Genomic DNA, 16,686 nt, shown 5'->3' with positions numbered 1-16,686 from the left:
TCGCGGGCGATGATCCGTCATCCCGATCGCATCGCGCTGTAAGTCCCTGATTTCGCTTTCCCCGGCTACTGTGCATGGGGTCGTTTCAGGTTTGCGGGGCAGTTGCCACGCTCGCCTGCCCCTTGCCCTTGGCCGCACCCACGCGCTGCCGGCGCTGGACGAGATATTGGTCGGCGAGCACGCCGATCAGGATCACGGCGCCCATGACCGCGAAATTCAGCGAGCTCGGGATGCCCAGCAGGTTGACCAGGTTCTGCAGCACCTGGAGCAGCACGGTGCCGAGCACGACGCCGACGATCGAGCCTTCGCCGCCGCGCAGCGAGCAGCCGCCGAGCACGGCCGCCGCAATGGCGTAGAGCTCGTAGAACGAGCCGTGCACGGCCGGCGAGATCGAGCGGGTGTACATCGCGAACAGGATGGCGGAGAACGCGGTCAGCCCACCGCAGATGACATAGGCGGAGATCATCACGCGCTCGGAGCGGATGCCGGAATAGCGCGCGGCCTCCTCGTTCTTGCCGACGGCGTAGAGATAGCGGCCGAACACCGAGCGGTGCAGCAGCACCCATGAGACCGCCGCGACGACGATCAGCGCCACCACGCTGTGCGGCAGCGGAAAGCCCAGCAAATTGGTGCGGCCGGCCGTCAGCCATTCCAGCGTCGGGAAGCTGGCGCCGAAGCCGAAGCCCGCGGTCGCGTCCTCGGTGTAATAGCGTGCGGCGCCGCGATAGATCAAAAGTCCGCACAGCGTCACCACGAACGGCTGGATATGCATTCGCGTCACCAGCGTGCCGTGCACCAGGCCGATGACGAGGCCGCCCGCGATGATCGCGGCAAAGGCGAGGATCCAGTTGACGTCGTGATTGACGATGAGGTCGATGAAGAGAACGCCGAGCAGTGCGATCACCGAACCGACCGAGAGCTCGATCCCGCCGATGATGATGACGAAGGCTTCCGCGATCGAGAAGATGCCGAACATCCCGACCTGGTTCAGCGTGTTGGAGAGGTTGCCGACGTAGAGGAAACGCGGATTGATGAAGGCCACGACCGCGCCGACGACGAGGATCAGGACCAGCAGGCTCAGGTCTTTCTTGTTCAAGGCACCCTCATCTCAACCGCGTGGCCGACGGCCAACTGGAGCACGTTGTGCTCGCTGAACTGGCTGCGATCGAGGAAACCCGAGATCGCACCCTCGTGCATGACGGCGATCCGGTCGCTGACCCCGATCACCTCTTCCATGTCGCTCGAAATCATCAGGATCGCGACGCCGGCGTCGGTCAGCCGGCGCAGCATCTCGTAGATCTCCTGCTTGGCTCCGACGTCGACGCCGCGCGTCGGCTCGTCGAAGATCAGCACCTTGGGCCGCATCGACAGCCATTTGGCCAGCACGACCTTCTGCTGATTGCCGCCGGACAACGAGCCGACCGAGGTTCCGACGTCGGGCGCGCGGATCTTGAGCCGTTCGCGCTGGCTGCGGGCATTCTCGGTCTCCCGCGCCGTGTTCACCAGGAAGAAGCGCAGATAGGACGACAGGTCCGGCAGCGAAATGTTCTCCGCGATCGAGACGTCGAGCAGCAGCCCGCAGCCCTTGCGGTCCTCCGGGATCAGGTAGATGCCGTGGTCGATCGCCGCCCGCGGGTTCTCGACCCGGATGGCTTCGCCGTTCAGCTTGATGGCGCCGCCCTTGAGCAGGTCGACGCCAAAAATCGCCCGCGCCAGCTCCGTGCGTCCGGAGCCGACGAGGCCGGCCAGCCCCAGGATCTCGCCGCGGCGGACCGACAGGCTCACCGTTCGCTCCGGATAGGTGTCGGTGACAACATCGACGATGTCGAGCACGGCTTCGCCCGGCGGGGCGGCCGGCGGCACGTAGAGCGATTTGAGGTCGCGTCCGATCATCAGGCGGATCATCGCCGCGGGCGACAGCTCGACGCGGGTCAACGCGCCGACCATGCGCCCGTCGCGCAACACGACCGCGCGATCGGCGCATTGCATCACCTCGTTGAGGCGGTGCGTGATGAAGATGATGCTGACGCCGTCGGCCTTGAGGCCGGCGATGACCCGCATCAGCCGGTCGGTTTCGGCCAGGGTCAGGCTGGACGTCGGCTCGTCCATGATCACGAGGCGCGCATCGAGCGACAGCGCCTTCATGATCTCGACGAGCTGGCGCTGAGCCAGCGACAGATCGGCGAGCGGCGCGTCCGGGGCGAAATCGGCGCCCAGGCGGTCCAGCAGCGGCTGCGTCCTGGCGTACAGCGCCTTGCGGTCGATCAGCCGCAGCGGCCCGCCATGCACGGGCTCGCGGCCGATGAACACGTTGCCGGCGACGTCGAGATTGTCGAAGAGATTGAGCTCCTGATGCACGAAGGCGATGCCCGCGGCGATCGCCTCGCCCACCGTGAGCGCGCCTCGCTCGACGCCATCGACGCGGATGCTGCCGCCGCTCGGCTCGACCACGCCGCCGAGCACCCGCATCAGGGTCGACTTGCCGGCGCCGTTCTCGCCGATCAGGGCGATCACCTCGCCCGGCGACACGGCAAGGCCGACGTGGTCGAGTGCGACCACGCCGGGATAGCTCTTGCTGATGTCGATCAGTTCGAGAAACGGCTCAGGCATCGACGGCTGCGGGCAACTCCGCACGTCTCCTACTTCTTGAGCATCGACTTCATCGAGGCCATGAAGTCGTCGACATTGGTCTTGTCGATGACCTTGCCCGGCACGATGATGATGCCGTTGGCGGGCACGCCGGACTTGTCGCCCTCGATGTACTTCGCCATCAGCTTCATGCCCTGGTAGCCCCACTCGAACGGCTGCTGCACGACGGTGCCGGCGATGCTGCCTTCCTTGACGCCGCCCAGCGTGATCGGATCCTCGTCGAAACCGATGATCTGGATCTTGCCGAGCTTGCCGGCCTCCTTCAGCACTTCGTAGATGCGCGGGGTGTTGTAGGAGTAGAAGCCGACCAGGCAGCTCACGTCGGGCATGGCGGCGAGGATGTCCTCGACGTTGCGCTTGGCGCGGGTCTGATCGATCTCGTCGCCGCGAACGTCGACCAGCTCGACCTTCGAGCCCTTGATGGTCTCCTTGACGCCCTCGATGCGCTCGCGGGCGTTGTCGGCGCCGGGCAGGCCGACGAAGCCGACGCACTTGCCGCCGTTCGGCAGCGCCTTGAGCATCAGTTTGCCGGCGTCCTTGCCGAGGTCGACGTTGGACGAGCCGATATAGGCGATGCGCTTCGAGTTCGGCGCGTCGCTGTCGGTGGTGAACAGCAGCGTCTGCGAGGCGATCTTGTTGAGATGCTCGACCTGGTTCTTCGGATCGACCGCGCTGACCATGATGCCGGCGGCGCCGGCGGCGACGAGGTCGTCCATCATGCGCTGCTGAACGGCAGCGGCGGCCTGTTCCGGATATTTGAGCTGAAGATTGTAATTGGGCAGTTCGCCCTGGGCCTTCTTCACGCCGGCTTCCGCGATCTTCCAGAAGTCGGACGCGCCGTTGACGACGAAGGCCAGAACCTTCTTGTCGGCTGCGTTCGCCGAGCCGAGGCCCAGAGCAATCGTGAACGCGACAGATACACCTGCGATCAAGAGACGCTGCATGTTCATCCTCCCCTTGTGCGGTCAGCCCCTCATGAAGGCCAACTCTGCTTGAGCCCGAATTGGGCGCATGTCTCAATCTCGCGGGCCGCGCAGGTCAGCCGCCGTCCGCATCTTTGCGGTTGGGGCGGGGTCCACCCGCCGGCTCGTGAGGTGAAATGAGGCACGCACCTCACGGTAGCAAAAGCACGCCGAGCGTGCAACCCGGGGCGATGTTCGCGCGAAATCGCGCCGCAGTTCGCCTCCTTGGCGTTCATCATCCTGAACGTGATCGAGGAACTCGTAGCTGCGAGGCGGCACACCGCATTGGTACGGGCCCGGTCGTTAACCGGGCTTTAGCGCTGATCGTGCGGATGATTGGCATGGTGAGACCAGGGGGAAGACGGCTCCCATGCTGAAGGATGGTACCTACGCGGCGTGGTACAAGACACCGCTAGACCAGGGCACAGGCATTGTTCATGTCGCCGACGGCCAGATTTGGGGCCGCGACAGCCTGATGACGTATCACGGTTCCTGCAAGGTCGACGGCGATCGCTTCACCGCAACCGTGTTGACGAAGCGCCATACCGAGGGACGGGCCACGGTCTTCGGGGTCTATGAGGAACTGACTCTGGACATCGAAGGGACGTGCCCCGGCAAGATCGCCACCTACACGGCGACGGCAGGTCAGGCACGGGGAGTCGTCCTCCAGGGGACGCTCATTTTCACCGAACCACCGAAGGGGGCACCTGAACGAACAGGTGAGGTCTCGCCGTTCAATCCCGCCAAGCTTCCAAAGCTGCCGAAACGCTCGCGCTGAGCGCAGGCGCGGTCGCGGCATCGACTCGGTTTGGGGGTATCGGGCGGCGCAATTCTCCATCCTCAAATTTCGGTGCCGGCGCTTCTCAAACCGCCTGCGCCCCGCCATGGTGCCGCTGCAGCAATCAGCCGGAGGCAGCATCAATGTCGGACAAGGTCTCGCGTCGCCAATTCGCGAAGATCGCGGGCCTGTCCGCAGCCGGAATGACCGCTTCTCTCGAGGCCGCGGAGGCCAGGCCGGGAGCGGCACCGCGCAGCGCCGGCGGCTTTCCGGCCGGATTCGTCTGGGGGACGGCGACCTCGTCCTACCAGGTCGAGGGTGCGGTCAAAGAGGACGGGCGAGGGGCCTCGATCTGGGACAAGTTCGTCCGGATCCCCGGCAAGATCGAGGACGGCACCACCGGCGACCGCGCGAACGAGCATTATCACCGCTACAAGGAGGACATTGCGCTCATCAGGGAGCTCGGCTGCAAGGCCTATCGCTTCTCGGTGGCCTGGCCACGGGTGTTTCCTGACGGCGACGGCAAGCCGAACCCGAAAGGGCTCGACTTCTATAGTCGCCTGGTCGACGAGCTCCTCAAGAACGGTATCGAACCGTGGCTGACGCTTTATCACTGGGACCTGCCGCAATCATTGCAGGACCGCTTCGGCGGCTGGCGCTCGACCGAGACCTGCAAGATCTTCGGTGACTACGCGGCCTATGTCGCCGGGCACCTCACCGATCGGGTCAGGAACGTGTTCACGCTCAACGAGAGCGGCCGCTTCGTCTATTTCGGCTACGGCATCGGCATCGACGCGCCCGGCTTGACCCTGCCGCAGGCCGAGGTCAACCAGGTCAGGCACAACAGTGCGCTCGCGCATGGGCTTGCGGTGCAGGCGGTGCGCGCCCATGGCCGCCGCGGCACGCGCGTCGGGCCGGCCGAGAACATCGATGCCTGCATTCCCGCGATCGATACGCCCGAGAACGTCCGCGCCGCCGAGATTGCGCTGCGCGAGATGAATGCCGGCTATCTCAACGTCATCATGACCGGCCGCTACACCGATGCGTTCCTGAAATATGCCGGCGCCAATGCGCCGAAATACACCGACGCCGAGCTGAAGATCATCTCCTCACCAGTCGATTTCCTCGGCCTCAACATCTACGCACCGCAGCACTATGTCGTCGCGTCCGACCAGGGCGCGGGTTTCATGCCGCTGCCGATTCCAAAGGCCTTTCCGCACATGAATTCGGACTGGCTGCGCGTCGGCCCCGAGACGATCTACTGGGTGCCGAAGCTCGCTGCGAAGATCTGGAAGACGAACGCGATCTATATCAGCGAGAACGGCGCCTCCGGCGACGATCAGGTCACCCAGGACGGCAAGATCTACGACACCGACCGCATCATGTACCTGCGCAACTATCTCGCCCAGCTCCAGCGCGCCACCGCTGAAGGAGCGCCGGTGCGCGGCTATTTCCTCTGGAGCCTGATGGACAATTTCGAATGGGTATACGGACTCAACAAGCGCTTTGGGCTGTACCACGTCAATTTCGATACCCAGGTGCGCACGCCAAAACTGAGTGCAAGCTTTTATCGCAACGTGATCGCGAAGAACGCCGCGGGGGCATGAGGAGGATTTTACGCGCAGCGGAAAATCCGGGCGAAGGGGCGTAATCGCCGCGCATTGACTCCACTCTCGCCCTGATTCAAAACCGTCCTCAACACTCGTAACAAGAGGACAACGCCCATGACCGACGCGCTGATCATCGATGCCTGCCGCACCCCGCGCGGCGTCGGCAAGGCCGGCAAGGGGGCACTGTCGGGCATTCATCCGCAGCAGCTAGGTGCCACAGTGCTGCGCGCGCTCGCCGATCGCACCGGCATCGATACCGCCGACGTCGACGACATCGTCTGGGGCTGCAGCGCGCAGGTCGCAACGCAAGGCGGCGACCTCGGGCGGATGTCGGCGCTCGATGCCGGCTACGACGTGCGCGCCAGCGCCGTGACGCTGGATCGCTTCTGCGGCTCAGGCATCACCAGCGTCAACATGGCGGCATCCTCGATCATGGCGGGCGCGGAAGATCTCGTCATCGCCGGCGGCTGCGAGATGATGTCGATGGAAGGACGTCGCGGCGGCGGTCCGATGATGATGGATAGCGGCAATCTGCGGCTTCGCGCCAGGCATCCGCAGTCGCACCAGGGCGTCTGCGCCGATGCGATCGCGACGCTGGAAGGCATCACGCGACGGGACGTCGATGCGCTCGGCCTCGAAAGCCAGAGGCGCGCCGCGCAAGCGATTGCCGGCGGTCACTTCAAGAAGAGCCTCGTGCCCGTTCATCGCGAGGACGGCAGCCTCGCGCTCGACCATGAAGAATATCCTCGGCCGCAGACCACTATGGAAGGGCTTGCTGCGCTGAAGCCGGCATTCCCGGCGATTGCCGACCATGCGCTGGACGACAAGGGCACGACCTATCGCGGCCTGATCCTGCAAAAATATCCTGACCTCGACATCGACTTCATGCACCACGCCGGCAACTCGTCCGGCGTCGTCGACGGCGCTGCCGCAATCCTGCTGGCTTCGCCGTCCTACGCCAAGGCACATGGCCTTAAAGCCCGCGCCCGCGTGGTCGCGATGGCGAACATGGGAGACTCGCCGACCCTGATGCTGAACGCGCCGGTGCCGGCGACGCGCAAGGTGCTGGCGAAGGCCGGGCTCACCGCCGACGACATTGATCTGTTCGAGATCAACGAGGCCTTTGCGGTGGTTGCGGAAAAATACATCCGCGATCTCAAGCTCGATCGCGCCAAGGTCAACGTCAATGGCGGCTCGATCGCGCTCGGCCATCCCATCGGCGCGACCGGCTCGATCCTGATCGGCACCGTGCTCGACGAACTCGAACGGCGCGATCTGAAGCGCGGTCTCGTGACCATGTGCGCCGCGGGAGGCATGGCGCCGGCCATCATCATCGAGCGCATCTAGCTCGCCGTAGCCCGTAAAAAGCAGGGAGAAACGTCGCAGGGCGACGTTCCAGCCTTATTTTTCAGGGTGAATCGCGCTCCTCCTCTCACAAAGAGGCGGGTCGTCGCTTGTCGAAAGCATCGAATCAGCTTTAGCAAGGCTGCTTGCGGGCCTTTGAAACAAGGCAAAAGCCGCTGCCCGAGGCTCCTTCCGCTCCGGAAGCCGCTAAAATGCAGGGGTTTTTGTCGCAGGGGCCAAAAAAGCCCGTAAAACCGCGACAAAACTGTGCAGAAGGCTATAGGCCTTCGCCGGTTGGTCTAATATGCAACCGGCAACGAATCAGAGGAGACACGATGCCAGCCCAAATGTCCAAATCGCAGTTGATCGAGAAGATTGCGACCGCCACCGAGCTTTCCAAGCGCGACGTCAAGAGCGTCATGGAGACGCTGACCGACGTTGGCCACAAGGAGCTCAAGAAGAACGGCCTGTTCCTGGTGCCGGGCTTCGCCAAGTTCGTGGTCATCAAGAAGCCCGCGACCAAGGCGCGCAAGGGCACCAACCCGTTCACGGGTGAAGAGATGATGTTCAAGGCCAAGCCGGCCCGGAAGATCGTCCGCGCCCGCCCGGTCAAGGCCGCCAAGGACGCCGTGGCCTGATAACGCAAAGGCCCCCTCGAGGAGAGGGGGCCTTTTGGTTTTGAGTGAAGTGGCCGCAAGGGCTGAGGCGGAGGGGCTCAGCCCTTGCGGGGCTTCACCCGGACCGGGATCGGCTGAAGCCGAGGCTCGGGTCCTGCAAGCGCATCGCGCACCCTGTCGACGGCACGACCGAGCAGCTGGCGCAGCCGCTGCGTTGTCCGCGATTTCCTCGCGTCTTCCAGCAGTTTCCTCATCGTATTCACTCCGCCGCTTCGACCTTGGCCTCGACCGGTTCGAGCGCTGCGGCGATGGCCTCGTCGACGCGCTCCAGCCAGATGAATTCGAGGTTGTCCCGCGCGCTCTTCGGGATGTCGTCATAGTCCCGCTTGTTGCGCGCCGGCAGCATCACCCGCTTCAAGCCGGCGGCGGCCGCAGCCACTACCTTCTCCTTGATGCCGCCGACCGGCAGCACCAGGCCGCGCAGCGAGATCTCGCCGGTCATCGCCGTGTCGCTGCGCACCGTGCGATTGGTGAGCAGTGACGTCAGCGCCGTAAACATCGCCACGCCCGCGCTCGGTCCGTCCTTCGGGGTCGCACCCGCTGGGACGTGAACATGGATGTCGCTCTTCTCGAACACGGAGGGATCGATGCCGAGCTGCGAGGCCTTGCTCTTCACCAGCGTCAGCGCGGCCTGTACGCTTTCGCGCATGACCTCGCCGAGCTGGCCGGTCAGGATCATGCCGCCGCGGCCGGGTACGCGCGAGGCCTCGATGAACAGGATGTCGCCGCCGACCGGCGTCCAGGCAAGGCCTGTGGCCACGCCCGGAATGCTGGTGCGCTGCGCGATCTCGCCTTCGAAGCGCGGCTGTCCCAGCACGTCGGCGATGTCCTTCGCCGTGATCACGACCTTCGCGGACGTGCCTTCGGCGACTTGCACCGCGGCATGGCGGAACACCTTGCCGATCTCGCGCTCGAGGTTACGCACGCCGGCTTCGCGGGTGTAACCCTTGACGACCAGCCTCAGCGCCTCCGGCTCGATCTCGGCCTGCTCGGCTGTCAGACCGTTGGCCTCCAGCTGCCGCCGCACCAGGTAGCGCCGTGCGATCTCCAGCTTCTCCTCCTCGGTGTAGCCGGCCAGGCTGATCAGCTCCATGCGGTCCAGCAACGGACCCGGAATCTGGTCCAGCATGTTGGCGGTCGCGATGAAGACCACGCGCGACAGGTCGAAGGGCACGCCCAGGTAATTGTCCCGGAACGTTCCGTTCTGCTCGGGGTCGAGCACCTCCAGCATGGCGGCAGAGGGATCGCCCTGCACGCCACGGCCCATCTTGTCGATCTCGTCCAGCATCATCACGCAGTTGCGGCTGCCGGCCTTCTTGATGCCCTGGATGATGTTGCCGGGCAGCGCGCCGATATAGGTGCGCCGGTGACCGCGGATCTCGGCCTCGTCATGCACGCCGCCCAAGCTGACGCGCACGAAGGGGCGATCCATTGCGCGAGCGATGGACTGGCCGAGCGAGGTCTTGCCGACGCCGGGCGGACCGACGAAGCACAGGATCGGGGCCTTGCCCTGCGGCGCCAGTTTGCGCACCGCCAGATATTCGATGATCCGGCTCTTGATCTTCTCCAGGCCGAAGTGATCGGCATCCAGGATGCGGCGTGCCTCCTTGATGTCGATCGGCTTCTCCGCAGGCAGCGCCCACGGCAGCTCGATCAGCCAGTCGAGGTAGGTGCGGACCATGCCGGCTTCGCCGGCAGCCTCCGGCATGCGCTCGTAGCGGCGCAGCTCCTTCCTGGCGTGCGCGTCCGCTTCCGGGGGCATGTTGGCCTTGACGATCGCAGCCGTCAGTTCGGCGACCTCGGCGGCCTTGCTGTCGCCTTCGCCCAGCTGGCGCTGAATGGTCGCCATCTGCTCGCGCAGGATCGCCTCGCGCTGCCGCTCGTCGAAAGAGGCCTTGGTCTTCTGGCCGATCTCGTTGGAGATGCGCAGCACCTCCAGCCGTTCGGCCAGGTGCTTCGACACCTTCTCGACGCGCAGGGCGAGGTCGATGGTTTCCAGCACCTCCTGCTTGTCCTGCGGCTTGATGTCCATGAACGAGGTCGCCAGATCGGCCAGCGCGCCGGGCGCGGTGGTGCTCTGGAACATCGCGACCAGCTCGGGCGGCGCCTGCGGCAGCAGCTCGATCGCCTCGATCGCCTGGCGCTGCAGATTCAGCGCCCGCGCCTCGATCTCGGGCGAGGTCGTGGTCGGCTCGGGGATCTGCTGGATGCGCGCAGCCGGGAACGGCGTCCCCGGCAGGAAGTCGAGGATGCGCGCGCGCTGCACGCCCTGGCAGACGATGTGATGCGTGCCGTCGGGCGCGGTGATGTAGCGCACGATGTTGGCGATGGTCGCGACCTTGTAGAGATCGTCGGGACCGGGCTCGTCGATCTCGGGGCTCCGCTGCAGCACGATGCCGATCGGCCGCTGCTCGCGCAGCGCCTGCTGTGCGGCGGCGACGGACTTCGCTCGTGCGATCGCGATCGGCGCGATGGCGCCGGGGAACAGCACCATCTCGCGCACGGGGATGATGATCAGCGCGTCTTCGGGGATATTCACGTCAGGATGTGTCTGTGCGGAATTCGTCTGTTCGGTGGCCATGATCGACCTCAGGATTTGGCGAGGCGCAGCGCGACGCAGCCGTCCATCACGAAGCGGCTGATGGCGTAGCGGCCAAGGGGCAATGCAATGCGGCGCTCAAAACGCCCCTGCGGCAGTTCGAGCCGGTGGATGCGGGCGTTGCGAAGCTCCGGCGGAAGCGTGCGCTGGCCGGAGATCACGAGTACGCCGTCCTGGATCATCGTCTCGACATTGTCCGGATTGACCCCGGGAAGCGCGACCAAGATGAGCAGCTCATGCTCGGTCTCGAGCACGTCGATCGGCGGCTCCCAGCAGGCTTCCTGACGGCCGAACTGCTGCCGCAGCCGTTCGGCGCGGGTCAGCTGGTCGAGGGCCTCGGACAGCATCCAGTCAAAGGGATTTTTGGGTTGCATGGCAAAACTCGGGGACGGCGCTGCGGTTGGAAAACGGGGATATGGTGATGGTTCCCGCAAATTCCAGCATCGCGCGTTTGGAGCATGCCTGGCCCCTCGATCGAGAGGAGCCCCTTGCGCTCAGACGCATCGACGCCGCGAAAGATGTTCCGCGGCGCCGGAGGCAACAATTGGGCGGGACGTGGATCAGGCGGCTTCGCGGTACTCGGCCTCCGCTTCGAGGTTGATCACGGACGTGGCGAGCTCGGTCAGGGTGTGGTCGGTCGCCTCTTCCTCGTCCAGCGTATCCTGGAGCAGCCGTGCCGCCTCGGGCATGCCGAGCTCCTCGGCCCAGGTGCGTAGCGTGCCGTAGCGGGAGATCTCGTAATGCTCGACGGCCTGCGCCGCGGCGAGCAGGCCGGCGTCGAGGGCAGGGGCGTTCTTGAAATCCTTCATGATCTCGGCGCCCTCCTCGGTGATGCCGTTGATCGCCTCGCACGGCTTGCCGCGCGCTGGCTTGTCCAGCATCTTGAAGATCTGCTCGAGCCGTTTGACCTGGCCCTGCGTCTCCCGCAGATGCTTGTTGAAGGCGGCGGCAAGATCCTTCGAATGCGCGGCCTTGGCCATCTTGGGCAGCGTCTTGATGATCTTGTTCTCGGCGAAATAGATGTCCTTCAGCGTTTCCAGGAACAGGTCGCTCAGCATCTTAGGCGCCCGACGCGGGCGGCGCGATGCGGTCTTTTTCTTAGGAGCACGTTTCTTTGCTCGTTTAGCCATGGATCCTCCTGATGAGGTGACACGGGAAGGCATGCCCTTCCTTGATCCTCACGCGATCAAGAGCCGGCGTTTGCAAATGTTCCTCGCGAAGGCTCCCGCGAGCCGCTATGGCTGGCCGTCTGACCACGATCCCCCGAGACGCCTTCCATGCTCGACTTCGCGCTGTCCGCCTTCGTCACACTATTGCTGGTGGTCGACCCCGTCGGCCTCGCGCCGGCCTTTCTGGCTGCGACCGGGGGTATGCCTGATGCGGTCAAGCGGACGGTCGCGCTCCGCGCTCCGTTCATCGCGGCCTCGATCCTGGTCGTGATTGCGCTGGTCGGAAACTGGCTGCTGCGCCAACTCGGGATCGGCATTCCCGCATTCCAGATCGCCGGCGGGCTCCTGCTGTTCGGCGTCTCCTACCAGATGATCTTCGGCGACCGGCCGCATCGCGAGGCGCGGGAGGCCGACAAGGCCACCGCAGAGCACGCCTCCGATGTCGCGGTGTTTCCGCTCGCCATCCCCATGATGGCCGGCCCCGGGGCGATCGCGACCACGCTGCTCCTGGCGGGCGACGCCGGCTATGGGGCCAAGCTTGCGATCATCATCGCCATCGTCCTCGCGGTCTGCCTGCTTTGCATGCTCTGCTTCATCTCGGCCCAATTGATCGCGCGGACGCTCGGGCGCACCGGAAACGCGGTGCTGTCGCGGGTGCTCGGCATGCTGCTCGCGGCCTATTCGGTGCAGTTCGTCATCAACGGGATTGCGGCCGTCCGGGCCAATCTCCTCTAGGGTTGCGGTAATCTGTTAATTTATTGATTATACAATCTATTTTCCGGTGTAACGGTACATCAAAGAAGACACCAAACAATCCCGGCCGCTTTCGCTTGCACTGCCATATTGCTTTGACGTACTTCGGGTCTAACAAACGCCCATCGCCAAGAAAGTCGGCAAGAGAATTGGCAAGAAAATCGACAAGAAGGTCGAGATGAAATCGAGATGTCGATGAGTGCGGACGAACTCGACGAGAGACAGGCCATCATCGACGCCTGCCGCCGCATGAATGCGCTCGGCATCAACCAGGGCACTTCCGGCAATATCAGCGTGCGGCACGGGGATGGGCTGCTGATCACCCCGACCAGCGTGCCCTATGACGCCATGACGCCGGACCAGATCGTGTTCATGGCCATGGACGGCTCGCATGCCCCCAAGCAGAAGCCGTCCAGCGAGTGGCGCTTCCACCTCGACATCCTGAAGGCGCGCGCCGACGTCAACGCCGTGGTGCACGCCCATCCGACCTACTGCACCATCCTGGCGATCATGGGCATGGAGATCCCGCCGGTGCACTACATGATCGCGGCAGCCGGCGGCGACAGCATCCGCTGTGCCCCCTATGCGACCTTCGGGACAGCGGAGCTGTCCGACCATGCGGTGCGTGCGCTGGAGGGCCGGCTCGCCTGCCTGCTCGACCATCACGGCATGATCGCGGTCGGCAAGACGCTCGACAAGGCGATGTGGCTTGCCGTCGAGGTCGAGACACTGGCGCGGCAGTACCACGGCTGTCTCCAGATCGGCAAACCGCCGCCGCTCTCGAGCGCCGAGATCGAGCGGGTCCGTCAGCGCATGGCCGGCTACGGCCTGTCGGAAGGGTAGGGCTGGCAAGCGGTGTTCGCGCGGATCAGATATTTCGTCGACGGCAAGGGGACCAACCGCACCATGGTTCGGCTGCGCGCGCTGTTGCGCAGCAACGAGTTCTACCTGATCCCGCTGGCGCTGGTGATCGGCACCCTGGCCGGCGCGATCGTGACGCTGATGGCCGAGATCGCGCAGATCGCCCATGTCGTGATCTACGGCATTCCGATCGACGTGCGGCTCTCCGCCAACACCTATATCAGTCCATGGGCGGCGATGATCGCGCCCGCGCTTGGCGGCCTGGTGCTCGGGATCATGGAGTGGTGGCGGCGGCGGCTGAAGATCTCGAGCGCCGTCGACCCGATCGAGGCCAACGCGCTGCGCGGCGGCAATCTGTCGATGCGCGACAGCATCGTGGTGTCGAGCCAGACGCTGATCTCGAACGGCTGCGGCGCCTCGGTCGGTCTGGAGGCCGGCTATACCCAGATCGGCTCCGGCATCGCCTCGCTGTTCGGCAAGTTCTTCAATCTGCGCCGCAACGACCTCCGACTGATCGTCGGCTGCGGCGCCGCGGCGGCGATCGCCGCCGCTTTCGGCGCGCCGATCACGGGCGCGTTCTACGCCTGCGAGCTGATCGTCGGCGTCTATTCGGTCGGCAGCGCCGCGCCGATCCTGGCGGCCTCGCTCGCCGGCGCGCTCACCGCGCAATGGCTCGGCGGCGCGCCTTACTCCCTCGAAATCCCCAAGGTCAGCGCGGTCGGCATCGAGCAATATCTGGCGCTGATCGGGCTTGCGCTCGTCACCAGCGGCGTCGGCATCGCCGTGATGCGCTCGTCCTCGATGTTCGAGCGGCTGTTCAAATGGCTGCCGGTGTGGCTGCGCCCGGTGATCGGCGGCTTCATCGTCGGCGGCTTCGCCCTCGTCACGCCGCAGGTGCTGGCGGCCGGCCACGGCGCCATGGTGCTCGATCTCTTCCACGACATGACGATCGGCCTGATCGCGATCATCATCGCGCTGAAGGTGACGGCCTGCCTGATCTCGCTGGCGTCGGGCTTCCGCGGCGGTCTGTTCTTCGCCTCCCTCTTCGTCGGCAGCCTGATCGGAAAGTTCTTCTCCGCGGTGCTTCTGCTGATCAGCCCGAATTTCGCGATCGATCCGCTGGTGGCGATGCTGACCGGCATGGCCACCCTCGGCGTCGCCATCGTCGGCGGTCCGCTGACCATGTCGTTCCTCGTGCTCGAGATGACGCGCAACGTCGACGTCACGGCCGTGGTGCTGGCCGGCTGCATCGTCACCTCGATCTGCGTCCGCTTCATGTTCGGCCATTCGTTCTCGACCTGGCGCCTGCATCTGCGCGGCGAGACCATCCGCAGTGCCAACGACGTCGGCTGGCTGCGCAACCTCACGGTGGAGCGCCTGATGCGTTCCGACGTCGGCAAGGTGCCGTCGACAACCACGATCGCCGCCACGCGGCGCGAATTCGTGCTGGGCTCGCGGCCCGGCATCGTCATCGTCAACAATGCTGACGAATATGTCGGTCTGGTCCTGCTGCCCGACCTGTTCTCAAGCGACCTCGACACCATCGCCGACGACATCCAGGTCATCGAGCTCGCGCGCCTGACCGAGATCGTCCTGATCCCGGAAATGAACGTGAAAAGCGCGATGGCGGTGTTCGACGAAGCCGAGGCCGAAATGCTGGCCGTGGTGGACTCCACCGACAGCCGCAAGGTCGTCGGCTTCCTGACCGAGACTTTTGCCCGCCGCCGCTATGTCGAGGAGATCGACAAGGCCACCCGCGGCGTGCTGGGCGCGTTGTCGTAGAACACGCCCAAGGCGGGTTGACGCCGGCAAATTGGCGCTGGCACGCTGAGCGGACTTGCCAGATCGTTCACAACCTCTAGGCTAGGGATGGACGGTCGGGCCGCCGCCTCGACCGCATTCAGCGACGAGGGCCGTGCGATGTCGGACACGCTTCGCCTGTTGCTTGCCTTGCTCGAACTCGGGCCCCGGTTGAAGGGTCTGCTGGGCGACAAATGGCCCCCTTACGCCGACGAGTTGCAGGCGCTGGCCGGGCGCGCCGGCCAGGGCGAAGACCCGGACAAGCTTCGCCAGTCGCTCGACCTCCTGGTCGTGCGACTGCTCGCCGAACCACCGGCCGTGGATCTCGTCGAGCGCGTGATGGCGGATATGGCGGCGCCCGCTGTCGCCACGGAGACCGTGACCCGGCGCGGCCGGGGTGCGCCGGTTGTCATCAATGAGATCGTCCGACCGAGCACGGATGAGACGACCGGCGTCGTCACCATCCCCGTCTTCTATGGCACCGATCGCGCCCGCGGCGACGATACGCCGGCGAACTTTTTCCGCGGCGAGCGCGGCACGCCGTCCTACGGCGTTGCGGAGGTCAGCGTGCCCACGCGTGGCCGCGACCTCGGTGAACTCACCGGTCCGAGCTGGTGGCGTCTCGAATTCTCGCCGAATCCGGAAAAGCACGTGATCCTCAAGAGCGTCGGCGCGCTTGGCCGGGGCGTCTTCGTCACGAGTTTGAAGGAATCGCTTGCGGCGGCGGATTCGCGCGACGTCCTGATCTTCGTGCACGGCTACAACGTGACGTTCGAGGATGCGGCGCGGCGCGCCGCGCAGCTTGCCGTGGATCTGAAATTCGCCGGCAGGACGCTGCTTTATAGCTGGGCGTCGGCGGCGGATACGAAGAAGTACACGGTGGACGAGAGCACGATCGACTGGTCGCGCGATCATTTCGAGGCGTTCCTGCAACTCGCGCTCGGCGAGATCGGGGCCGGCAAGGTTCACATCATCGCCCACAGCATGGGCAATCGCGCGGTGATCAACACGCTCGAGCGTGTGACGTCCTGGCAGCTGCCGGCCGGTGCCGCCAAGCTCGGTCAGGTCATCTTTGCCGCGCCCGACATCGATCGCGATCGCTTCGTCCAGCTCGCCGCCAGGTTCAAGGGTTGCGCGGCGCGGGTGACCCTCTATGCGTCGTCGCGCGATGTGGCGCTGCTCGCCTCGAAATTCGTGCACGGCTATCCCAGGGCGGGTGAGGCTGGCGAAGTCCTGACGGTCGTCGATGGCATCGATACGATCGACGCGTCGCTGGTCGACACCAGCCTGGTCGGCCTGCACCACTCTTATTTCGGCGAGAAGCGCTCGATCCTGAACGACATGTTCAACCTGATCGTGCAGCAGCTCGCGCCCGATCAGCGCTTCGACCTCCAGGCCGCAGGCGATGCGCTGCGGAAGTACTGGAATTATCGGGCCTAGCGGGCGTACAATCGTTCAAGGCGTGGCAGATTGCCGCGATCATG

Annotated in this window: 15 protein-coding genes; 8 read left to right on the top strand and 7 right to left on the bottom strand. The window is 65.1% G+C overall.

Annotated elements, in window-relative coordinates:
* Positions 1-85: 85 nt before the first annotated feature.
* The 3 genes from QY049_RS12125 to QY049_RS12115 are packed head-to-tail and all read right to left on the bottom strand — an operon-like array spanning position 86 to position 3,593.
* Positions 86-1,096, bottom strand: a complete 1,011-nt coding sequence (locus QY049_RS12125; protein ID WP_194481245.1) for an ABC transporter permease — start codon at positions 1,094-1,096, stop codon at positions 86-88.
* Entirely contained in the window at positions 1,093-2,610 is a 1,518-nt protein-coding gene (locus QY049_RS12120; RefSeq protein WP_194481247.1) for a sugar ABC transporter ATP-binding protein, read from the bottom strand. The genes QY049_RS12125 and QY049_RS12120 overlap by 4 nt, the downstream gene beginning before the upstream one ends.
* Positions 2,611-2,639: 29 nt before the next feature.
* The gene (locus QY049_RS12115) at positions 2,640-3,593 is read right to left on the bottom strand and encodes a sugar-binding protein (protein ID WP_194481248.1); all 954 of its coding nucleotides are present in this window, start codon (positions 3,591-3,593) and stop codon (positions 2,640-2,642) included.
* 388 nt (positions 3,594-3,981) lie between these two features.
* Here QY049_RS12115 and QY049_RS12110 point away from each other — a divergent pair, with 388 nt between their 5' ends.
* From QY049_RS12110 to QY049_RS12095, 4 genes are all read left to right on the top strand, one after another.
* Positions 3,982-4,389, top strand: a complete 408-nt coding sequence (locus QY049_RS12110; RefSeq protein ID WP_194481250.1) for a hypothetical protein — start codon at positions 3,982-3,984, stop codon at positions 4,387-4,389.
* Positions 4,390-4,532: 143 nt separating this feature from the next.
* Positions 4,533-5,996, top strand: a complete 1,464-nt coding sequence (locus QY049_RS12105; protein ID WP_258766026.1) for a GH1 family beta-glucosidase — start codon at positions 4,533-4,535, stop codon at positions 5,994-5,996.
* Between the two features lie 117 nt (positions 5,997-6,113).
* On the top strand, positions 6,114-7,346 hold the full coding sequence (locus QY049_RS12100; RefSeq protein WP_194481254.1) for an acetyl-CoA C-acetyltransferase: 1,233 nt from the start codon (positions 6,114-6,116) through the stop codon (positions 7,344-7,346).
* A 332-nt stretch (positions 7,347-7,678) separates the two neighbouring features.
* Entirely contained in the window at positions 7,679-7,981 is a 303-nt protein-coding gene (locus QY049_RS12095) for an HU family DNA-binding protein (RefSeq protein ID WP_008139488.1), read from the top strand.
* A 77-nt stretch (positions 7,982-8,058) separates the two neighbouring features.
* On the opposite strand, the gene QY049_RS12090 is transcribed toward QY049_RS12095, so the two are convergent.
* From QY049_RS12090 to QY049_RS12075, 4 genes are all read right to left on the bottom strand, one after another.
* The gene (locus tag QY049_RS12090) at positions 8,059-8,214 is read right to left on the bottom strand and encodes a hypothetical protein (RefSeq protein ID WP_194481256.1); all 156 of its coding nucleotides are present in this window, start codon (positions 8,212-8,214) and stop codon (positions 8,059-8,061) included.
* Between the two features lie 5 nt (positions 8,215-8,219).
* Positions 8,220-10,601, bottom strand: a complete 2,382-nt coding sequence (gene lon / locus QY049_RS12085) for an endopeptidase La (RefSeq protein ID WP_194481257.1) — start codon at positions 10,599-10,601, stop codon at positions 8,220-8,222.
* Between the two features lie 8 nt (positions 10,602-10,609).
* The gene (locus QY049_RS12080) at positions 10,610-10,993 is read right to left on the bottom strand and encodes an Hsp20/alpha crystallin family protein (RefSeq protein WP_194481259.1); all 384 of its coding nucleotides are present in this window, start codon (positions 10,991-10,993) and stop codon (positions 10,610-10,612) included.
* 186 nt (positions 10,994-11,179) lie between these two features.
* On the bottom strand, positions 11,180-11,749 hold the full coding sequence (locus QY049_RS12075; RefSeq protein WP_194481261.1) for a ferritin-like domain-containing protein: 570 nt from the start codon (positions 11,747-11,749) through the stop codon (positions 11,180-11,182).
* A gap of 147 nt (positions 11,750-11,896) precedes the next feature.
* On the opposite strand from QY049_RS12075, the gene QY049_RS12070 reads away from it, so the two are divergent.
* The 4 genes from QY049_RS12070 to QY049_RS12055 all read left to right on the top strand — a co-directional run bounded on the left by QY049_RS12070 (position 11,897) and on the right by QY049_RS12055 (position 16,642).
* Positions 11,897-12,523: a MarC family protein gene (locus tag QY049_RS12070; protein WP_194481263.1), complete on the top strand. Its 627-nt coding sequence runs from the start codon at positions 11,897-11,899 to the stop codon at positions 12,521-12,523.
* A gap of 207 nt (positions 12,524-12,730) precedes the next feature.
* A complete protein-coding gene (locus tag QY049_RS12065) occupies positions 12,731-13,384 on the top strand; it encodes an L-fuculose-phosphate aldolase (protein WP_194481265.1) in 654 nt (217 codons plus the stop codon).
* Positions 13,385-13,396: 12 nt separating this feature from the next.
* Positions 13,397-15,184 carry a chloride channel protein gene (locus QY049_RS12060; protein WP_194481267.1) on the top strand — a complete coding sequence of 596 codons (1,788 nt, stop codon included), beginning with the start codon at positions 13,397-13,399 and terminating at the stop codon, positions 15,182-15,184.
* 138 nt (positions 15,185-15,322) lie between these two features.
* Positions 15,323-16,642 carry an alpha/beta hydrolase gene (locus tag QY049_RS12055; protein WP_301269375.1) on the top strand — a complete coding sequence of 440 codons (1,320 nt, stop codon included), beginning with the start codon at positions 15,323-15,325 and terminating at the stop codon, positions 16,640-16,642.
* Positions 16,643-16,686 lie beyond the last annotated feature (44 nt).

The organism is Bradyrhizobium sp. WYCCWR 13022 (genome assembly GCF_030435535.1).
Classification (GTDB): domain Bacteria; phylum Pseudomonadota; class Alphaproteobacteria; order Rhizobiales; family Xanthobacteraceae; genus Bradyrhizobium.
The sequence above is the reverse complement of the archived record's forward strand: the minus strand, read 5'-3'. Positions and strand labels throughout refer to the sequence as shown.